Source organism: Erwinia sp. 9145 (assembly GCF_000745075.1).
GTDB lineage: Bacteria > Pseudomonadota > Gammaproteobacteria > Enterobacterales > Enterobacteriaceae > Erwinia > Erwinia oleae.
The window spans coordinates 3409284-3429218 of record NZ_JQNE01000001.1 but is presented as its reverse complement, the minus strand read 5'-3'; the positions used below and the strand labels follow the sequence as shown (position 1 = coordinate 3429218).

Genomic DNA, 19935 nt, shown 5'->3' with positions numbered 1-19935 from the left:
GTTAGCCCTCGTACGGATCGAAGACGGATTTTCCCAGGCCACATTCAGGACAGAGGAAATCATTTGGCACGTCAGCCCACAATGTACCGGGCCCGACATCCTGCATTGGTTCACCAAGCGCAGGATCGTAGATCCACTGGCAGACAGAGCATTGCATACGTTCTGCCGCGCCTGGCTCGCTCTGCGGCGCGGCATTGACGGCCAGCGGTATGGCAGGTTGAACAACCGGTGCTGCCTTCGTCGCAATCTCAACAGGTGACATCGCCCACTGGCGGGCGATGTAGCGACCGTGCTCACGGCAAATCTCCAGCGCGTCGCTGTCAGGTCGCCATTTTGCTTTCAGGGCAAGCGCTGTTTCAAAACCGGCATCCATCAGGCGGGTTTGAATGCGGTCTACCGCGCCGCCGGTCCAGCCATAGCTACCGAAAGCGGACGCCTTTTTATTGCGAAAACGCAGGCCCGCCATCTCTTCCAGTATGCCGGCAATTTTCGGCATCATCACATTGTTCATGGTCGATGAACCGACCAGGATCCCCTTGGAGCGAAACACCTGTGTCAGGATGTCATTTTTGTCATGGCGAGAAACGTTGAAGATTTTCACCGCCACGCGGGGATCGATTTCATGAATGCCCTGGGCAATCGCATCGGCCATCATGCGGGTATTATTGGACATGGTATCGTAGAGCAGGGTGATGCGGTCTTCCTGGTAATCAGCGGCCCAGTCCAGATAGAGCTGAACGATCTGCATCGGATTATCGCGCCAGACCACACCGTGCGAGGTGGCGATCATATCGACCGGGAGATTAAAGCCGACGATCTCAGCGATCTTCGGTGTTACCAGGCGGCTGAAAGGCGTCAGAATATTGGCGTAATAGCGCTGACATTGTTCGAACAGCTCGCTTTGATCCACTTCATCGTTGAACAGGTGTTCATCACAATAATGCTGGCCGAAGGCGTCGTTGCTGAACAGTACGGCATCGCCAGTCAGGTAGGTCATCATACTGTCCGGCCAGTGCAGCATCGGTGTTTCAACGAAAATCAGCTGCTTGCCGTTGCCAATATCCAGCGTGTCGCCGGTTTTCACCACGTTGAAGTTCCACTCCGGATGATGGTGATGACCGTTAATAGAATCAATAGCGTTTTCAGTGCAGTAGATGGGCACGGTGGGGATGCGTGACATCAGTTCGGTCAGCGCACCTGCGTGATCTTCTTCCGCATGGTTAATAACGATGTAGTCAATACGGTTCAGATCGATTTCCATCGCCAGGTTGGTGACAAAATCGCGGCTGAATTTATGATCGACCGTATCGATCAGGACGTTTTTCTCTTCCTGAATCAGATAACTGTTATAGCTGGTGCCTTTAAACGTTTTGTATTCCGTGCCGTGAAAATCGCGGACTTCCCAGTCGCGCTGTCCTGTCCAGGTAATGTTGCTTTTAACATGAATGCTCATGGAGACGTCCTCAATAAAATAACCGATGTCAGCGTTGCATTGCACGCCGCATGCCACTTTTTATTCCATTGATTTTTAATGTTTTATTATTGAGGTGTTGTCATCATGACAATTATAAATTATTGTCTTTTTAACAATACCGTTGTGGAAAAGACATCATGAGCCTTGCCGTTAACACGCTTGCTGAAATCGCCGTGGAAATTCAGCTCTGTCTTTCAAAGCCCGATCGCTTCCATCGCATCATCAGCATTATCCACCGCCTGCTGGAGTGCGACGCCACGGCGCTTTTAGGCTACGAGGCGCATCTTTTTCGTCCACTGGCAACGGCTGGCCTCGCCGCCGACGTGATGGGGCGGCGTTTTCAGCTCGAAACACATCCACGACTGGAAGCGATCGCTCGCGCAGGAGACGTGGTGCGCTTTCCGGCTGACAGCGAGCTGCCCGATCCTTACGACGGCTTAATCTCTGAGCATCAGGAACTGCATGTTCATGCCTGCGTCGGGTTGCCGCTCTTTTCCGGTCAGACGCTGATTGGCGCGGTGACGCTGGACGGCATGAACGCCACGCAGTTTGATGCCTGGGGTGACGAAGAGCTGCGCGTTATCGCCACGCTGGTTGCCAGCGCGCTAAATAATGCGCTGTTGATGGAAAAGCTTGAAAAGCCGGGTGCCGCGACCTTCCTTCTGCCGGTCGAAGAAGTGAACGAAGCGCAGGGCGAAGAGATGATTGGCGACTCGGTAGTAATGGCGCAGTTAAAGAAAGAGATTGGCATTGTGGCCGCCACCGATCTGAACGTGTTGATCACCGGCGAAACCGGGGTCGGAAAAGAGCTGGTGGCGCGCGCGCTTCATCGCCAGTCGGCACGGAGCAACCACCCGCTTATTTATCTGAACTGCGCGGCGTTGCCGGAAACCGTGGCGGAGAGCGAACTGTTTGGCCACGTCAAAGGTGCCTTCACCGGCGCGATCCACACCCGAACCGGTAAGTTTGAGATGGCTGACGGCGGCACGCTGTTTCTTGATGAGATCGGTGAGCTGCCACTGACGCTACAGGCGAAGCTGCTGCGCGTGCTGCAATATGGCGACCTCCAGCGCGTGGGCGAGGATCGACCGCTGAAGGTAGACGTCAGGATCCTTGCCGCCACTAACCGGGATCTGCGCCAGGCGGTGGAAACGGGGGCTTTTCGTGCAGATCTCTTTCACCGACTGAGCGTCTTCCCGCTACATATTCCGTCACTGCGGGAGCGGGGGGCGGATATTGTGCTGCTGGCAGGCTATTTCTGTGAGAAGTGTCGGGTGAAATTTGGGCTTCAGCATCTGGCGCTGGGCACAGGCGTGCGCCAGATGTTGGAGAGTAAGCCGTGGCCCGGCAATATTCGCGAGCTGGAGCATGCTATTTACCGCGCCACGATTATTGCTCAGGCCGAAGCGGCTGGCGATCGGGTTACGCTGCTGCCCTCGCATTTTCACAGCGGCGGCGCGAGGGAAGCGCTTCCCGCCGAAGCGGATGACAATGAATACACGACGCTGCGTGATGCAACGGATACCTTCCAGCGTCGTTATATTCTTCAGATGCTTCGCGCCAGTGACAATAACTGGGCGGCCTGTGCGCGGCGACTGGCGATGGATCCCGGCAATCTGCATCGGCTGGCCAGGCGGTTAAATATTAAATAGCACGGAATGGTCACGGTTCTCGGAGGGTTGCATGTCGTCAGCGATCGGCTATGAGCGGCGCGCGGTATAAAAAAGCCCCCGCAGAGGATCTCTGCGGGGGCTTTTTTCCCGTCAGGGGCTGCTCATGTTCTCAGACTTCCAGATAATCCATGATGCCTTCCGCCGCTTTACGTCCCTCGGCGATGGCCGTCACCACTAAATCAGAACCGCGTACGGCATCGCCGCCCGCAAAGATTTTTGGGTTACTGGTCTGGAAAGCGTTATCGCTGCCTTCCGGCGCGATAATGCGGCCCTGTGAATCCAGTTCAACGCTGTGCTGCTCCAGCCAGCTCATCGCATGCGGGCGAAAACCAAACGCCAGGATCACCGCGTCAGCAGGCACAACATGTTCAGAACCCGGCACGATCTCCGCGCGGCGACGGCCGTTCGCGTCCGGCTGGCCCATTTCGGTACGCGCCATTTTTACGCCGCATACGCGGCCGTTGCCGTTGATCTCAACGCCAAGCGGCTGCACGTTAAACTGAAATTCCACGCCCTCTTCGCGCGCGTTTTTCACTTCACGTTTAGAGCCGGGCATATTCTCTTCATCGCGACGATAGGCACAAATCACATGGGTTGCACCCTGACGCACGGCGGTGCGCACGCAGTCCATCGCGGTATCACCGCCGCCCAACACCACCACGCGTTTTGCGCTCATGTTGATGTAAGGCTCTTCTTCGCTGTGCGCAAAGCCCATGGTGTTTTTGGTGTTGGCGATCAGGAACGGCAGGGCGTCGTAAACACCCGGCGCCTCTTCGTTCTCCAGGCCACCTTTCATCGACTGATAGGTGCCGACGCCGAGGAACACCGCGTCATAATCCGTCAGCAGATCGTTTATCTGCACGTCGCGACCTACTTCGGTATTGAGGTGAAACTCAATGCCCATCTCGCTGAATATTTCGCGACGGCGGGTCATCACTGATTTTTCCAGCTTGAAAGCAGGAATGCCGAAGGTCAGCAGGCCGCCGATTTCAGGATGGCGATCGTATACCACCGCCTTCACGCCATTGCGCGCCAGCACGTCGGCGCAGGCGAGACCGGCCGGGCCTGCGCCGATGATCGCAATACGCTTGCCGGTTGGCTTCACGCCGTCCAGGTTGGGTTTCCAGCCCATCTCCAGCGCCTTATCATTGATATAGCGCTCAATATTACCGATGGTGACCGCGCCGAATTCGTCGTTCAGGGTGCAGGAGCCTTCGCAGAGGCGATCCTGCGGACAAACGCGGCCGCACACTTCCGGCAGGCTGTTGGTCTGGTGAGAAAGCTCTGCGGCCTCAATAATGCGTCCTTCGTTGGCCAGCTTCAGCCAGTCGGGAATGTAGTTATGCACCGGGCATTTCCACTCGCAGTAGGGGTTGCCGCATGAAAGACAACGGTCGGCCTGCGACTGCGCCTGCGTTTCCGAGAAGGGCTCGTAGATCTCCACAAATTCGATTTTGCGGACTTTAAGCGGCTTCTTGGGCGGATCAACGCGCTGCAAATCGATAAACTGATAAACGTTTTGACTCATCGTAACCTCTTACTGCGCCTGCACCCGCAGCTCCGCTGCGGAACGACTGCGGTGACCCAACAATGCTTTCACATCGCTTGATTTTGGTTTAACCAGCGAGAACTTTGACGACCACGCCGGCCAGTTAGCCAGCATCTCTTCGCCGCGTGATGAACCAGTATGGCTGACGTGTTCGGTGATCAGGCCGCGCAAATGCTCCTCATGGATGGCCAGATCGTCAACGCTCAGCACTTCCACCAGCTCCGGATTCACCCGCTTACGGAACTCACCGTCTTCATCGAGCACATAGGCGAAGCCGCCGGTCATGCCTGCGCCAAAGTTGACGCCGGTGCGTCCCAGCACGCAGACAATGCCGCCGGTCATGTATTCACAGCCGTTGTCGCCAATACCTTCAACCACGGTAATCGCCCCGGAGTTGCGCACGCCGAAGCGTTCACCCGCGCGGCCCGCAGCAAACAGTTTGCCGCCGGTGGCGCCATACAGACAGGTGTTGCCGATGATGGTCGCTTCATGACTGCGGAAAGCCGAACCTACCGGCGGGCGCACCGCCAACATGCCGCCCGCCATGCCTTTGCCGACGTAGTCGTTGGCATCGCCGGTCAGCGTCAGTTCCACGCCGCCTGCGTTCCAGACGCCGAAGCTCTGGCCCGCCGTGCCGCTGAAGTGCGCGCGGATCGGATCGGCAGCCAGCCCCTGATCGCCGTGGATCAGCGCAATGGCGCCGGACAGCGTGGCGCCCACTGAGCGATCGGTGTTGCGAATGTCGAAGTAAAACGTTTTGCTCTGCTTCGCTTCCACAAACGGCATCGCCTGATCGTGTAAGGCCTTGTTCAGTGCGCCGTTATCAAAGGGCGGATTGCTTTCGGTGCAGTACACGGCTTTGCCCGGCATCGGCTCTGCGGTTTTCAGCAGCGCAGAGAGATCGAGGTTTTGCTGTTTCGCGGTGAAGCCTTCCAGCTCGGTCAGCAGATCGGTGCGACCAATCAAATCGACCAGCCGCTTCACGCCCAGCTCCGCCATGATTTCACGGGTTTCCCGCGCGATAAATTCGAAGTAGTTCGTCACGCGGTACGGCAGACCGTGGTAATGGTTTTTACGCAGTTTCTCATCCTGCGTTGCCACGCCCGTTGCGCAGTTATTGAGGTGACAAATGCGCAGGTATTTACAGCCCAGCGCGACCATCGGCCCGGTGCCGAAGCCAAAGCTTTCCGCGCCGAGAATGGCCGCCTTAATGATGTCGCGACCGGTTTTCAGGCCGCCATCCACCTGGAGGCGGATTTTGTGGCGCAGGCCGTTAGCCACCAGCGCCTGCTGCGTCTCCACCAGACCCAGCTCCCACGGACAGCCGGCATATTTCACCGAACTCAGCGGGCTGGCGCCGGTGCCGCCGTCATAGCCGGCAATAGTAATCAAATCGGCATAGGCTTTCGCCACGCCGGTGGCGATGGTGCCCACGCCTGGTTCTGAAACCAGTTTCACGGAGATCATCGCTTTCGGATTGACCTGTTTCAGGTCGAAAATCAGCTGCGCCAGATCCTCAATCGAGTAGATATCATGATGCGGCGGCGGAGAAATCAGCGTCACGCCCGGCACGGAATAGCGCAGTTTAGCGATATAAGGCGTGACTTTATCGCCCGGAAGCTGTCCGCCTTCGCCTGGCTTGGCGCCCTGCGCGACTTTGATCTGAATAACGTCGGCGTTAACCAGATAAGCCGGCGTCACGCCAAAGCGGCCGGAAGCCACCTGCTTGATGCGCGACACTTTGTTGGTGCCGTAGCGGGCGGGATCTTCGCCGCCTTCGCCGGAGTTGGAATAGCCGCCCAGGCTGTTCATCGCCTCGGCCAGCGACTCGTGCGCTTCAGGGCTGAGCGCGCCGATAGACATTGCGGCGGTGTCGAAGCGTTTGAACATTTCGCTGGCGGGCTCCACGTCGTCAAGGCTGACGGCCGTGGCATCGCCAGGCGTTACCGCCAGCAGGTCGCGCAGCATGGCAACCGGGCGCTCGTTAACCAGCTTTGCATATTGCTGATAATCGTCGTACTCGCCGCTGCGCACCGCTTTTTGCAGCGTTGCCACCACGTCAGGGTTATAGGCGTGATACTCGCCGCCGTGGACGTATTTCAGCAGGCCGCCCTGATCCAGTGGTTTACGCGCGAGCCAGGCACGACGCGAAAGATTCAGCAGATCCTGCTGGAAATCCGCGAAGTTGGCGCCGTTGATGCGACTGACCACCCCCTGGAAACAGAGCCCGGAGACATCGCGATGCAGGCCCACCGCTTCGAAAAGCTTTGAACAGCGGTAAGAGGCGATGGTTGAGATGCCCATTTTGGACATGATTTTGTACAGGCCTTTATTGATGCCGTTACGGTAGTTCAGCATCAGGCTGCGGTAATCCTTCACAATCACGCCGCTGTCCGCCATTTTCGCCAGCGATTCATAGGCGAGATAGGGATAGATAGCGGTCGCGCCGAAGCCCAGCAGCACGGCGAAATGGTGCGGATCGCGCGCGCTGGCGGTTTCAACAATGATGTTGGCGTCGCAGCGCAGGTTCTTCTCAACCAGGCGGCTTTGTACCGCACCCACGATCATCGGCGCAGGCACCGGCAGGCGCGTTTGGCTGATAGCGCGATCCGACAGCACCAGCAGCACGGTATCGGCTTTCACCAGCGCTTCTGCCCGGTCGCACAGCGTATGGATGGTTTCCTCCAGCGAGGCGTCGGCAGGATTGAAGGTACAATCCAGCGTGTCGGCACGGTAGTGCTCATCGCCCTGGCTGATTAACTGCTGAAAATCTGAATAGAGCAAAACCGGCGATTTAAAGCTCAGGCGATGCGCCTGACCTTCTGCTTCGCAGAACACGTTCATTTCGCGGCCGATGCTGGTCGCCAGCGACATCACATGCGCCTCGCGCAGCGGATCGATCGGCGGGTTGGTTACCTGCGCAAACTGCTGGCGGAAGTAGTCATAGATGATACGCGGACGGCTGGAGAGCACGGCAAACGGCGTATCGTCGCCCATTGAGCCCGTCGCTTCCTGGCCGTTTTCGCCGAGAACGCGAACGATCGCGTCCAGCTCTTCGCCGCTGTAGCCGAACTGCTTCTGGAAGGTGGCGAGCAGATCGTCGTCCAGCTGGCGGCTGCCCACCTGATCGTCAGACAGGCTTTCGAATGGCACCAGGCGGCGTACGTTTTTCTCCATCCACTCTTTATAAGGATGGCGGCTTTTCAGGTCGTTATCGGTTTCCGCCGAGTGCAGAATGCGGCCTGCGCGCGTATCAATAACCATCAGTTCGCCAGGGCCGACGCGGCCTTTTTCAACCACTTCATCAGGCTGGTAGTCCCAGATGCCCACTTCGGAAGCACAGGTGATCAGCTTGTCTTTGGTTATCACGTAGCGCGCCGGGCGCAGGCCGTTACGATCCAGGTTACAGGCGGCGTAGCGTCCGTCGGACATCACGATGCCTGCCGGGCCATCCCACGGTTCCATATGCATGGAGTTGAAGTCGAAGAAGTCGCGCAGCTCCGGGTCCATATTCGGGTTATTCTGCCAGGCCGGCGGCACCAGCAGGCGCATCGCACGCACCAGATCCATGCCGCCGCTGAGAAACAGCTCAAGCATGTTATCCATTGAGCTGGAGTCAGAACCAGTTTCATTAACGAAAGGCGCAGCGTCCTGCAAATCGGGGATCAGCGGCGTTTTAAATTTGTAAGCGCGCGCGCGCGCCCATTGGCGGTTACCGGCGATGGTGTTGATTTCACCGTTGTGCGCCATATAACGGAACGGCTGCGCCAGCGGCCAGCGCGGCACGGTATTGGTGGAAAAACGCTGGTGGAACAGGCAGATGGCGGATTCAAGACGCAGATCCGCCAGATCCAGATAAAAGCGCGGCAGATCCGCAGGCATGCACAGGCCTTTATAAATATTGACCTGGTTTGAGAAGCTGCATACGTAAAACTCTTTATCGTCGACGCGTTTTTCAATGCGGCGGCGCGCCATGTAGAGGCGGCGCTCCATATCACGCGGACGCCAGCCCGCAGGCGCGTTAACAAAGAGCTGCTCAATACGCGGCATTGAGGAGAGGGCGATTTCGCCCAGCACGTCCTGGTTGACCGGCACTTCGCGCCAGCCGACCACGGACAGCGTTTCCCGCAGCACTTCCTCTTCCACGATGCGGCGGCTCTCCTGAGCCTGTTCATCATCCGGATTGAGGAACAGCATGCCGACCGCGTAGTTTTTGGCCAGCCGCCAGCCGCGTTCTTCCGCTACCACGCGAAAGAAACGATCGGGCTTCTGCAACAGCAGACCGCAGCCGTCGCCGGTTTTGCCATCGGCAAGGATTGCACCACGATGCTGCATTCGGGCCAGCGCGTGAATGGCGGTACGCACAACTTTATGGCTTGGTTCGCCTTCTATATGGGCGATCAGACCGAAACCACAGTTATCCTTTTCAAGGGATTTATCGTACAACATATCAGTGAACCTCCCCAGGCTCTGCGGACTCCCTGCGCCGACGACGGGCAGACGTAGAAAGGGCATGGCGACAGGTTTTACGAGCAGTGCTCACCTTTTAAGTCGCCCCTCACGTCTTTCCGTTAGCGTCGGTGTCACAAGCATTGAGGACTTGCTTCAGAGGGAAATCTCAATTACTGCATAAGTATGATGGGTTACTACCCATCCAGAAAGCTTCCAGCGGATTTCCAACTTATCGGGAAAGCGAACGCAGGTCAACCAGCGCCCTTACTGGAGTATTTTCCTCTCTTTTATCGCTTAACCTCCTTATTTATAAAGCATTTATTCCGATTTTTCTTATCTGAATTTCACCTTGTGAGGTGGAAGAAGTGTGAGCTGTCTCACTATGGTGCAGGGGGCAAATCTCTGCACCATGCTGGTGCCGGGGAGAATGTCAGCATAAAAAACTGCCTTACCTCGCTTTATCGCTGAAATAGACTGTTTTTCAGTGTGTCATCTGTTTGAATGAAACAGCGCGACGTCATTAGTAAAATTAATTACTGCTGAAATGATTAAATCGCCATTTTTAATGAATTTTTATTCGTTTTTACACGGCGAACAGGGCACTTTTCCACACAAACTATCCTGGTTTGGGGCTGGCAGGCGGGCAAGAGCGCAATACATCTGCACAAATGCGGAGCAAATCCGCAGTGACAGGTTATGCCGGGCGCGCGCAAGTTTCTGTTATCCTTTTACGTTATTATTGCGCATCGAAGCCCGCAAGGAATCCTTTATGAAACAAATTCGCCTGTTAGCGCAGTACTACGTCGATCTGATGGTAAAGCTGGGGCTGGTGCGTTTTTCGCTGCTGCTGGCCTCTGCGCTGGTGGTGTTGGCGATGATTGTACAGATGGCCGTGACGATGGTGCTTCGCGGGCACGTTGAGAGCATTGATATTGTGCGCTCAGTCTTTTTTGGGCTGCTTATCACGCCCTGGGCGGTCTATTTTTTGTCGGTGGTGGTCGAGCAGCTTGAAGAGTCGCGCCAGCGCCTGACGCGTCTGGTTGATAAACTGGAAGAGATGCGCCATCGCGATCTGCAACTGAATCAGCAGATGAAAGAGAATATCACCCAGTTGAATCAGGAGATTGCCGATCGTATCAAGGCGGAGGAAGCACGCCTGCTGGTGGTCGATAAACTGAAAGAAGAGATGGCGCGTCGCGAGCAGGCGCAGACGGAACTCGAGCAGCAATCCTCTTTCCTGCGCTCTTTTCTGGACGCCTCGCCCGACCTGGTTTTTTATCGCAATATCGATCAGCAGTTCTCCGGCTGTAACCGGGCAATGGAGCTGCTGACCGGCAAAAGTGAAAAGCAGCTGATTGGCCTGACGCCGCGCGAGGTGTACGACGACGAAGCGGCCAGTAAAGTGCTGGAAACGGATGAGAAAGTTTTCCGCCACAACGTTTCGCTGACTTACGAACAGTGGCTGCATTATCCGGACGGGCGCAAGGCGTGCTTTGAGATCCGCAAGGTGCCTTATTACGATCGCGTGGGCAAGCGCAGCGGGCTGATGGGTTTCGGACGCGATATCACCGAACGTAAACGCTATCAGGACGCGTTAGAGAGCGCCAGCAGGGAGAAGACCACCTTTATTTCTACGATCAGCCACGAGCTTCGTACGCCGCTTAACGGCATCGTTGGCCTCAGTCGCATCCTGCTTGATACTCATCTTAATCAGGAGCAGCTCAACTACCTGAAAACGATTCACGTCTCGGCCATTACGCTGGGCAATATTTTCAATGACGTCATTGAGATGGACAAGCTGGAACGGCGCAAGGTGCAGCTTGATAATCAACCCATTGATTTTACTGGTTTCCTTTCCGACCTTGAAAATCTCTCCGGGCTGCTGGTACAGCCGAAAAATCTGGACTTTGTTCTGCAAGCGCAAACGCCGCTGCCGCATAAAATTATTACCGATGGCACCCGCCTGCGGCAAATTCTGTGGAACCTGATCGGCAACGCGGTGAAATTTACCCGGCAGGGCAGCGTCGTGGTGCGCGTCGCCTGTGAAGCAGACGATATGCTGCGCTTTGAGGTGGAAGACTCCGGCATGGGGATCCCGGCGTCCGAGCAGGAAAAAATCTTCGCGATGTATTATCAGGTGAAAGATCAGCACGGCGGAAAACCCGCAACCGGCACCGGCATTGGCCTCGCCGTATCGCGCCGACTCGCGCAGAACATGGGCGGCGACATCACCGTCCGCAGCGCGCCGGGTGCCGGTTCCTGCTTTACGCTCACCGTCAACGCGCCACGTATTGCTGAACAGATTGAAGATGCGCAGTCCGATGACGATATGCCGCTGCCAGCGCTTCACGTGCTGCTGGTAGAGGATATTGAGCTTAATGTCGTGGTGGCGCGCTCCGTGCTGGAGAAAATGGGTAGCAGCGTTGAGGTGGCGATGACCGGCGAGGCGGCGCTGGCGATGTTCGATCCTGATGAGTTCGACCTGGTGTTGTTGGATATTCAGCTACCGGATATGACCGGCCTTGACGTGGCGCGCGAAATTCATCAGCGCCACAGCGGTGTCCGGTTGCCGCCGCTGGTGGCGCTGACTGCCAACGTACTGAAAGATAAAAGAGAGTACCTTACGGCGGGTATGGATGACGTGCTGAGCAAACCGCTGGCGGTGCCTGCGCTGGCGGCGGTCATCAAAAAATATTGGGATTTCCAGTCTGAAAAAAGCCCTGACGCTCAGGAGAAAAAAGTGGATGAGAAAAAGCTGGCGCTTCTCGATGTTCAGATGCTTGAGCAATACATTGAGCTGGTTGGGCCGCAACTGATTACGCAGGGCCTGGAGATGTTTGAAAAAATGATGCCGGGATATCTTGAGGTGCTGGATCTGAATATGACAGCGCGCGATCAGAAAGGGATTGCTGAAGAAGGTCATAAAATCAAAGGCGCAGCCGGCGCGATAGGTCTGGTGCACTTACAGAACATTGCCAAACAGATTCAAAGCCCGGAGCTGCCAGCCTGGTGGGATAACGTTCAGGAATGGATTGATGAACTTAAGCAGGAGTGGCGAAATGACGTTGAGGTATTACGTGAATGGGTAGCAGGGTTAGAAAAAAAATGACCCCGACCGAAGCCGGGGTGCGCGAATACTGCGCCAACACCAGGGAAAAGGGTAACCTGCGCTATTCTTTTAAGGAGAATGTTTAGCCCAGGCAAGGTATTGGTTAAACGCTATGTTACTACTTTAACAAAGTCCGAAATAAATGTGATCAGATTCATTAAAATGTGTGATGTAGAGCAGCGTCTGTAGTAAGGAAACATTAATTTGCTGACACAGTCAAGTCCGGAATGAATTTTCATGCATTGTTGCGTTTTTTTTATGCGATTGTAGTCTCTTTTAACGTAGGGTGATTTACCCTCTCCCGCTAAACGTCGACAATTGTGCTAGCAATTTTTTTAATAAAATCAGTAACAATGCCAGGAACTTTAAGCTGCTGTAAACACTCTTTTTTAACGAGACGCTTTGTCTTTGGTCTGACGCGGCTGTTTTACGCTGCGATAAAAAAAAGCGGTGCCGCATTGTCAATCTATGTTGACGAAATGGAAAGTTAATCGCACCACCGAAGTGAATGCAGAGGGCATGAGGCCGCCATACGCAGGCGGGGCGTTCAACGCTATTTGCAGCGCCTTTGATGAGTTTTGCAAATGCTTACGCTGAAAACTTATAAGCATCATGAATCAATTAACGCCAGGCAAATCTTATTTTTCTTACGAAATTCGTGCCGTCGCGGCGGACAAATTTTGCACATGGAACCGATTCCTGAAAACGGAAGTGGCTCAACAATAACGGCATTTTTAACGCGGCAACCGACGGTAAGGAAAAAGATTCATGCAGTGTTAATTTTTGATCGGCGGTAAAAGAGGGCAGTAACCTCGGATTGTTACAGGAATTGATAAGAGAGCGATGGAAATATCACTATGAGTCAGAGGAAAGCTTCCGCTGTGGGGCGCATCAGACAGTGGCTGCTACGCGCGGTATTAGCGATAGCCGCTATCTGGATTGCAGGCATTTTACTTTTTTCATTTTTACCCGTGCCGTTTTCAGCCGTGATGGTCGAGCGACAGTTGGGCGCGTGGCTAAGTGGAAACTTTCGCTACGTCGCGCATTCTGACTGGGCCGGGCGGGACGCGATCTCGTCATGGATGCCGCTGGCGGTCATTGCCTCTGAAGATCAAAAGTTCCCGACGCACTGGGGGTTTGACGTGCAGGCCATTCAGTCGGTGCTGGATAACGAAGGCGGGCGGATGCGCGGTGCTTCGACGCTGTCGCAGCAGACTGCAAAAAACGTCTTTTTGTGGGACGGGCGAAGCTGGGTACGGAAAGGGCTGGAAGCTGTACTGACGGTTGGCATTGAAACCGTCTGGACAAAAAGACGGATCGTCACGGTTTATCTGAACGTGGCGGAATTTGGCGACGGCGTATTCGGCGTTGAAGAAGCCTCTCAGCGCTACTTCCATAAGCCTGCCAGCCGCCTATCAATGTCGGAAGCCGCGCTGCTGGCGGCCGTTCTGCCTAATCCCATCAGGTTTCGCGCTGATGCGCCATCGGGCTATGTCCGCCAGCGTCAGCAGTGGATTTTACGACAGATGAAGCAGCTGGGCGGTGAAGGATTTATTCGCGAACACCGGCTTTAACGACAGCGCGGGAACAGTCAGTCTTCGTCGAAACCGGCGTTGAACAGCGCAATCACGGCCGTTAATGCCTGCTGCTCTTCCGGGCCGGTGGCTTCGATCTCTATTTGTCCGCCCTGCGCCGAATCCAGCATCAGCAGCGCGATAACGCTGCTGGCTTCGGCTTCGGTGCCGCTCTCGTTGCGCAGCAGAACTTCAGCGTCAAAACTCTGAACCAGTTCAAACAGCTTCATCGCCGGACGGGCGTGCATTCCCAGCTTGTTGGTGATTTCAACGGTATGTCTGATGGTCATGATTTGCGTTTTTCCAGCGTGCGATGCCGCGACTGAACGTTCTTACCGCGCGAGCGGAAATAGTCGGCAAGCTGCTCGGCAATGTAAACGGAACGATGCTTACCGCCTGTACAGCCGATGGCGACCGTCAGATAGCTGCGGTTATTGGTTTCAAGCATTGGCAGCCACAGTTCCAGATAGCTACGCGTCTGATAAATAAAGTTATGGACTTCCGTATGGCGGTCGAGGAAGGCGGCAACCGGACGATCGAGACCGGTCATCGGGCGCAGTTTCGGGTCCCAGTGCGGATTGGGCAAAAAGCGCACGTCGAAAACGTAGTCAGCATCAATAGGGAGGCCGTGCTTAAAACCAAACGATTCAAACACCATCGTCAGTTCACGCTCGCGCTTGCCAAGCAGGCGGGTGCGCAGCATTTCAGCCAGCTCATGTACCGACATCTCTGACGTATCGACGATAAGGTCGGCGCGCGAGCGCAGCGGTTCAAGCAGATCGCTCTCTTCATCGATGGCGCTTTCCAGCGAAAGATTTTTACTGGAGAGCGGATGAAGTCGGCGCGTGTCGCTGTAGCGACGGATCAGCGTATTGCGATCGGCATCCAGAAACAGTAGCTGAGGAGAAAAGCTGTCCGGCAGATTCGTCAGGGCTTTCTCAAATACTTCCGGCGATTCAGGCATATTGCGCACGTCAATGCTTACTGCCGCCGAAATATTTCTGTCAGCAAGCGACTTTGCCAGTTCAGGCAGCAGGGTGACGGGCAGATTGTCAACGCAGTAAAAGCCCATATCCTCAAGCGCCCGCAACGCAACGGATTTGCCGGAGCCTGAACGACCGCTGACGATCATCAGCACCATGAGATATTCTCCTGATTTGCCTGTTGGCGGTTGGGAAGTCGCCTCAGCGCGACGGCTTCCCTTCCATATTACATGCCATCCCGTCTGCCGACGACTGGCTTAGTGGCTTTGTTCATGATCTTCCGCCATGATTTCATACAGTTCTTCATCGCTCTGGGCAGCGCGCAGGCGGCGGCAAACGGTTTTGTCCGCCAGACGTTTAGCCACCAGCGAAAGCGTATGCAGATGCGTTTTACACTGATCGGCAGGCACCAGCAGCGCAAAAAGCAGATCAACCGGCTGGTTATCAATGGCATCAAAGGCGATAGGCTGGTCAAGTCGGATAAAGACACCGACCGCGCGCAGCGTATCTTCAATCAGCTTGCCGTGCGGGATCGCAATGCCGTTGCCAATGCCGGTACTGCCCATACGCTCGCGCGTCAGTATCGCCTCAAAGATCGTCTGATGAGGCAGATTAAGCTGTTTTGCCGCCAGTTCGCTGATGATTTCCAGCGCCCGTTTCTTGCTTTGGCAGTGTACGCCGCTCCGGGTACAGTCCACGCTCAGTACCGAGCGTAGTTCCAGTGTTGCATCATTGTTCATCATAGTTTCACTTACGTGCTCGCTTCCGCCTGGTCAATGGCGCTTTTTTATTACGTCGCCAGAACCGCAGCGCGGCGCCCCGGTCAACGACAGGCATGATACAGAGGTTAACGGCTCGTTCTCTTTGCAAGAGGACGAGCCGGACATCCCATCCTTATCATAGATAAGGATGTTGAAAAAATAATCAATGCCTGCGCAAAATTAGTGTTGTTTTAACTTGTCTTTATGTTTGTTTAACTGGCGTGTCAGCTTATCAATTAAGCCATCAATCGCCGCATACATATCTTTTTCTTCCGATGTGGCATGCAACTCGCCGCCGTTAACGTGCAGCGTCGCCTCCGCTATCTGGGTCACTTTCGCGACCTTCAGAACAATATAAACCTGATTGATGCGATCAAAATACTGCTCAAGCTTGGCGAATTTGCTGGTAACAAAGTCGCGCAGCGGCTCGGTGATTTCAACGTTCTGTCCGGTAATATTGAGTTGCATACTGTCTTCCTTATCTGTTCATTCAGACCAGCTGTTTACGCTGATTTGAAGGCGGGATGGATAAAGACTCTCGGTACTTCGCGACGGTGCGGCGAGCCACCATGATCCCCTGGCCGGAGAGCAGGGTGGTCAGCTTACTGTCACTCAGAGGCTTAGCGGGATTTTCCGCCGAGATTAATTTCTTCACCAGTGCGCGTATCGCCGTTGATGAGGCTTCGCCGCCACCTTCCGTACTGACGTGACTGGAGAAAAAATATTTGAGTTCAAAAATGCCGCGCGGGCTGTGCAGATATTTCTGCGTGGTGACGCGAGAGATCGTCGATTCATGCATCTCCACGGCGCTGGCGATATCAGCCAGCACCATCGGACGCATAAACTCCTCGCCCTGCTCAAAGAACGCCTGCTGCTGCTCAACGATGCAGCGGGTGACCTTCAGCAGCGTATCGTTGCGGCTCTCCAGACTCTTGATCAGCCATTTCGCTTCCTGCAAGTTGCTGCGAATAAACTGGTTGTCGCTGTCGTTGCGGGATGAGCCCCCCAGCGACGCATAGTGCTGATTAATGCGCAGTCTCGGCACGCTGTCGCTGTTGAGTTCCACGGCCCAGCGCCCGCTGATCTGTTTCACCAGTACATCGGGGATCACGTACTCCGGCTCGCTGGTGTTGATCGACTGGCCGGGACGCGGGTCGAGGCTCTGGATCAGCTGCATCGCATTTTTCAGCACGTCCTCTTTCAGACGCGTAATCCGCATCAGGCTGCGAAAGTCATGATTGGCCAACAGGTCGAGATGTTCGCCGACAATCAGCCTGGCTTCCGATAAAAACGGCTGATCGGGTAAGAACTGTGAAAGCTGAACCAGCAGACAGTCGCGCAGGTTGCGCGCGCATACCCCGACGGGGTCAAAACGCTGAACGCGCTTCAGTACCGCCTCGACTTCGTCAGGGGACAGATCTTCATCGCCAATGCTCTCAAGTATCTCTTCGAGCGTGGCGGTGAGATAACCGGTGTCGTCAACGGCATCGACAATCGAGGTGGCAATGGCGCGATCCGTCTCGCTGAACGGCGTCAGCCCAACCTGCCACATCAGATAGTCCTGAAGCGACTGGGTGGTTTCGCCCTGATAAACAGGCAGTTCGTCATCATGATAATCCGTACCGGTGCCCGAAGGCGTGCCGGCGGTATAGATCTCGTCCCAGGTGGCATCCAGAGGAAGCTCTTCCGGCATCTCTTTCTGCTCAAGCGCTTCACGCGTGTCCAGCGCTTCCTTCTCCTGGTACTCGCGGGTTTCGACCTCTTCGTGAAACTCCGTCTGTTCAAGCAAGGGGTTGGTTTCCAGCGCCTGCTGAATCTCCTGCTGAAGCTCAAGCGTGGAGAGTTGCAGCAGGCGGATGGCCTGCTGTAGCTGCGGCGTCATGGCAAGCTGTTGACTAAGCCTGAGTTGCAAACCTTGCTTCATATTCAGGGTACAATTTCCTTAAAACTTAACAGCGATGAATACCTTATCAGAGTCTGAACTCTTCTCCCAAATAGACGCGTTTTACCTGTTCGTCAGCAAGGATCGCTTCCGGCGAACCGTGGGCGATTAAGTGTCCCTGGCTGACGATGTAAGCCCGTTCGCAGACCGCCAGCGTTTCACGCACGTTGTGATCGGTGATCAGCACGCCCAGGCCGCTGTCGCGCAGGTGCTCAATGATCTTTTTAATATCAATAACCGAGATGGGATCGACACCGGCGAATGGCTCGTCCAGCAGGATGAATTTGGGATTTGCCGCCAGCGCGCGGGCGATTTCAACGCGACGGCGTTCACCGCCGGAGAGCGCCTGACCGATGTTGTCACGCAGGTGCTCAATGTGAAACTCGCTCATCAGCTCGTTAGCGCGATCTTCTCGCTGTTCGGTGGTGAGATCCTCACGGATCTGCAAGACGGCCATCAGATTGTCATACACGCTTAAACGGCGGAAAATCGAGGCTTCCTGCGGCAGGTAGCCGATGCCGCGACGCGCACGCGCGTGAAGCGGCAGGATGCTGATATCCTCATCATCAATAACGATGCGGCCCGCGTCGCGCGGCACAATGCCGACCACCATATAAAACGTGGTGGTTTTACCCGCGCCGTTCGGGCCAAGCAGGCCAACAATTTCGCCGGATTTAACTTCCAGGCTGACATCTTCCACCACGCGACGGCCTTTGTAAGCCTTCGCCAGATTTTCCGCAATTAAAGTCGCCATCAGTTACTCTTTTTTTGTCCGTCAGGGGCGTTGCCTTTGTCCTGAAGCTGTGACGGCACCAGGATCGTGGTGACGCGCTTGCCGCTGCTGCCGTAAGCCTGCATTTTCTGCTCTTTAACCAGATAGGTAATGCGGTCGCCTTTCACGTTGCTGTCGAGCTGTTCAAGAAACGCATCGCCCGTCAGCTCGACAAAGTCTTTCGCCAGCTCGTAATGCATTTTCTGCGCATGGCCTTTGACCGGTTTGCCGCTGTCCTGCATTTGATAGAAGGTGGCGGGCTGGCCGTAAGCGTCAACGATGGTTTTATTGCTGTCGCCGCCCGGACGGGTGACCACTACTTTGTCAGCGGTGATTTTAATCGAGCCCTGAGTCACGATAACGTTGCCGGTAAACGTGGCGACGTTGCCCTGCATATCCAGCGCCTGATTTTCAGAATCCACGTTGACCGGTTTGTCCGAGTCGCCTGTCAGCGCAAACGCCGGCAGGCTGGTGGCCAACAACAGGCCAAGCGTTAAGCGCTTAAGGTTGTTTTTCATTTTGAATTTCATAAGAGGTTTTGACCTTTTCAATCAACTCGGCAGTTTTTTTCCGTAAGTTTCCACGCATTTTCATGCCTGTAGAGTTAAAGCTGCTGCCATAAAGCGTAACACGATCGTCGGACGTGACGTCCTGCGTCACCAGGTTAACGATGGCATTATCCGTTTTTATGCGTTCCAACTGCGCATCTTTCGTCAGGCTGTTCACCTCAACGTGACCGTAAAGGTACAGCATTCGGTCATTGGTCAGTTTGGCTTTATCCGATCTTACCGACCAGGTCGGCACTTTATTGTCATCGTAGGTGGTCATTACCGGGTTATCGAACCAGCTAACCGACTCTTCAGAAAACCAGGTGACGGTATCGGAAACCAGTTTGTAGCTCAGCGTACCCTGCGGGTTATAGACCACCGTGTTGGAGCTTTGGCTGGTGTAGGTCGGCTCTTCACTGTTCGTTTTTTTTCTGGCGGCATCGTTATCGGTATCCGCGAGGTTCCAGCCGATCAATACGATAGCCACCAACGCCAGCAACAGCGTCATCCAGCGCCTTGTTTTACTCATACAGACTGCCCTTTGGCATCATCAAACTTATCCTGTGCGATGAGAATCAGATCGCAAATTTCCCGCACTGCGCCGCGTCCGCCATTGATACGGGTGACATATTTTGCGCGCGGAAGCAGCACCGGGTGCGCATCGGCCACGGCAACGCTGAGGCCCACCTTTTCCATTACCGGCCAGTCGATCAGGTCATCGCCAATGTAAGCGACCTGTTCAGGCGTTAGCGACAGTGTATCCAGAAGTTCATGGAAGGCCAAAAGCTTATCGGACTGTCCCTGGTAAAGATGCGTAATGCCCAGCGTGGCGCAGCGATCTTCCAGCAGCTTTGCTTTACGGCCGGTGATAATGGCGACCTCTACGTCGGCGTTGAGCAGGCAGCGGATGCCATAACCATCGCGGACGTTAAATGCCTTCAGTTCTTCGCCGCTGTTGCCCTGAAAAATGACGCCGTCCGACATCACGCCGTCCACGTCGCAAATCAGCAGTTTGATCTGCGCAGCACGAGTCATAACGTCTTTGCTGACCGCGCCGTAGCAGGTTTCAACCCAGGTACTCATTCGTCTTTATTCCTC

Annotated in this window: 15 protein-coding genes; 3 read left to right on the top strand and 12 right to left on the bottom strand. The window is 55.1% G+C overall.

What is annotated here, in order from left to right:
* Position 1: 1 nt before the first annotated feature.
* Positions 2–1453, bottom strand: coding sequence for an anaerobic nitric oxide reductase flavorubredoxin (norV, locus tag FA91_RS16210; RefSeq protein ID WP_034919453.1), 1452 nt, complete (start codon positions 1451–1453; stop codon positions 2–4).
* 158 nt (positions 1454–1611) lie between these two features.
* Here norV and norR point away from each other — a divergent pair, with 158 nt between their 5' ends.
* On the top strand, positions 1612–3126 hold the full coding sequence (gene norR / locus FA91_RS16205) for a nitric oxide reductase transcriptional regulator NorR (protein ID WP_034917323.1): 1515 nt from the start codon (positions 1612–1614) through the stop codon (positions 3124–3126).
* 130 nt (positions 3127–3256) lie between these two features.
* Here the strand turns inward: norR and FA91_RS16200 are convergent, their stop codons facing one another.
* Entirely contained in the window at positions 3257–4675 is a 1419-nt protein-coding gene (locus FA91_RS16200; RefSeq protein WP_034917321.1) for a glutamate synthase small subunit, read from the bottom strand.
* A gap of 9 nt (positions 4676–4684) precedes the next feature.
* Positions 4685–9145, bottom strand: a complete 4461-nt coding sequence (gene gltB / locus FA91_RS16195) for a glutamate synthase large subunit (protein WP_156103097.1) — start codon at positions 9143–9145, stop codon at positions 4685–4687.
* 772 nt (positions 9146–9917) lie between these two features.
* Between gltB and arcB the strand changes: the two genes are divergently transcribed.
* On the top strand, positions 9918–12257 hold the full coding sequence (arcB, locus tag FA91_RS16190; RefSeq protein ID WP_034917316.1) for an aerobic respiration two-component sensor histidine kinase ArcB: 2340 nt from the start codon (positions 9918–9920) through the stop codon (positions 12255–12257).
* A gap of 857 nt (positions 12258–13114) precedes the next feature.
* Entirely contained in the window at positions 13115–13831 is a 717-nt protein-coding gene (gene mtgA / locus FA91_RS16185; RefSeq protein WP_034917313.1) for a monofunctional biosynthetic peptidoglycan transglycosylase, read from the top strand.
* Between the two features lie 17 nt (positions 13832–13848).
* Here mtgA and npr read toward each other — a convergent pair whose 3' ends face one another.
* From npr to kdsC, 9 genes are all read right to left on the bottom strand, one after another.
* Positions 13849–14121, bottom strand: a complete 273-nt coding sequence (npr, locus tag FA91_RS16180; RefSeq protein ID WP_034917312.1) for a PTS phosphocarrier protein NPr — start codon at positions 14119–14121, stop codon at positions 13849–13851.
* On the bottom strand, positions 14118–14972 hold the full coding sequence (rapZ, locus tag FA91_RS16175; protein WP_034917309.1) for an RNase adapter RapZ: 855 nt from the start codon (positions 14970–14972) through the stop codon (positions 14118–14120). Before rapZ ends, npr begins: the two co-directional genes overlap by 4 nt.
* Before the next feature lie 99 nt (positions 14973–15071).
* Positions 15072–15554: a PTS IIA-like nitrogen regulatory protein PtsN gene (gene ptsN, locus FA91_RS16170; protein WP_197060537.1), complete on the bottom strand. Its 483-nt coding sequence runs from the start codon at positions 15552–15554 to the stop codon at positions 15072–15074.
* A 201-nt stretch (positions 15555–15755) separates the two neighbouring features.
* A complete protein-coding gene (gene hpf, locus FA91_RS16165) occupies positions 15756–16043 on the bottom strand; it encodes a ribosome hibernation promoting factor (protein ID WP_034917304.1) in 288 nt (95 codons plus the stop codon).
* A 22-nt stretch (positions 16044–16065) separates the two neighbouring features.
* On the bottom strand, positions 16066–17499 hold the full coding sequence (gene rpoN, locus FA91_RS16160) for an RNA polymerase factor sigma-54 (RefSeq protein ID WP_034917302.1): 1434 nt from the start codon (positions 17497–17499) through the stop codon (positions 16066–16068).
* Between the two features lie 46 nt (positions 17500–17545).
* A complete protein-coding gene (gene lptB, locus FA91_RS16155) occupies positions 17546–18271 on the bottom strand; it encodes an LPS export ABC transporter ATP-binding protein (protein ID WP_034917300.1) in 726 nt (241 codons plus the stop codon).
* Entirely contained in the window at positions 18271–18819 is a 549-nt protein-coding gene (gene lptA / locus FA91_RS16150; protein ID WP_034917298.1) for a lipopolysaccharide ABC transporter substrate-binding protein LptA, read from the bottom strand. The genes lptB and lptA overlap by 1 nt, the downstream gene beginning before the upstream one ends.
* On the bottom strand, positions 18791–19366 hold the full coding sequence (gene lptC, locus FA91_RS16145) for an LPS export ABC transporter periplasmic protein LptC (protein WP_034917296.1): 576 nt from the start codon (positions 19364–19366) through the stop codon (positions 18791–18793). The genes lptA and lptC overlap by 29 nt, the downstream gene beginning before the upstream one ends.
* Complete coding sequence (gene kdsC / locus FA91_RS16140; protein ID WP_034917294.1) at positions 19363–19920, bottom strand: 3-deoxy-manno-octulosonate-8-phosphatase KdsC; 558 nt, start codon at positions 19918–19920, stop codon at positions 19363–19365. Before kdsC ends, lptC begins: the two co-directional genes overlap by 4 nt.
* Between the last annotated feature and the right edge of the window lie 15 nt (positions 19921–19935).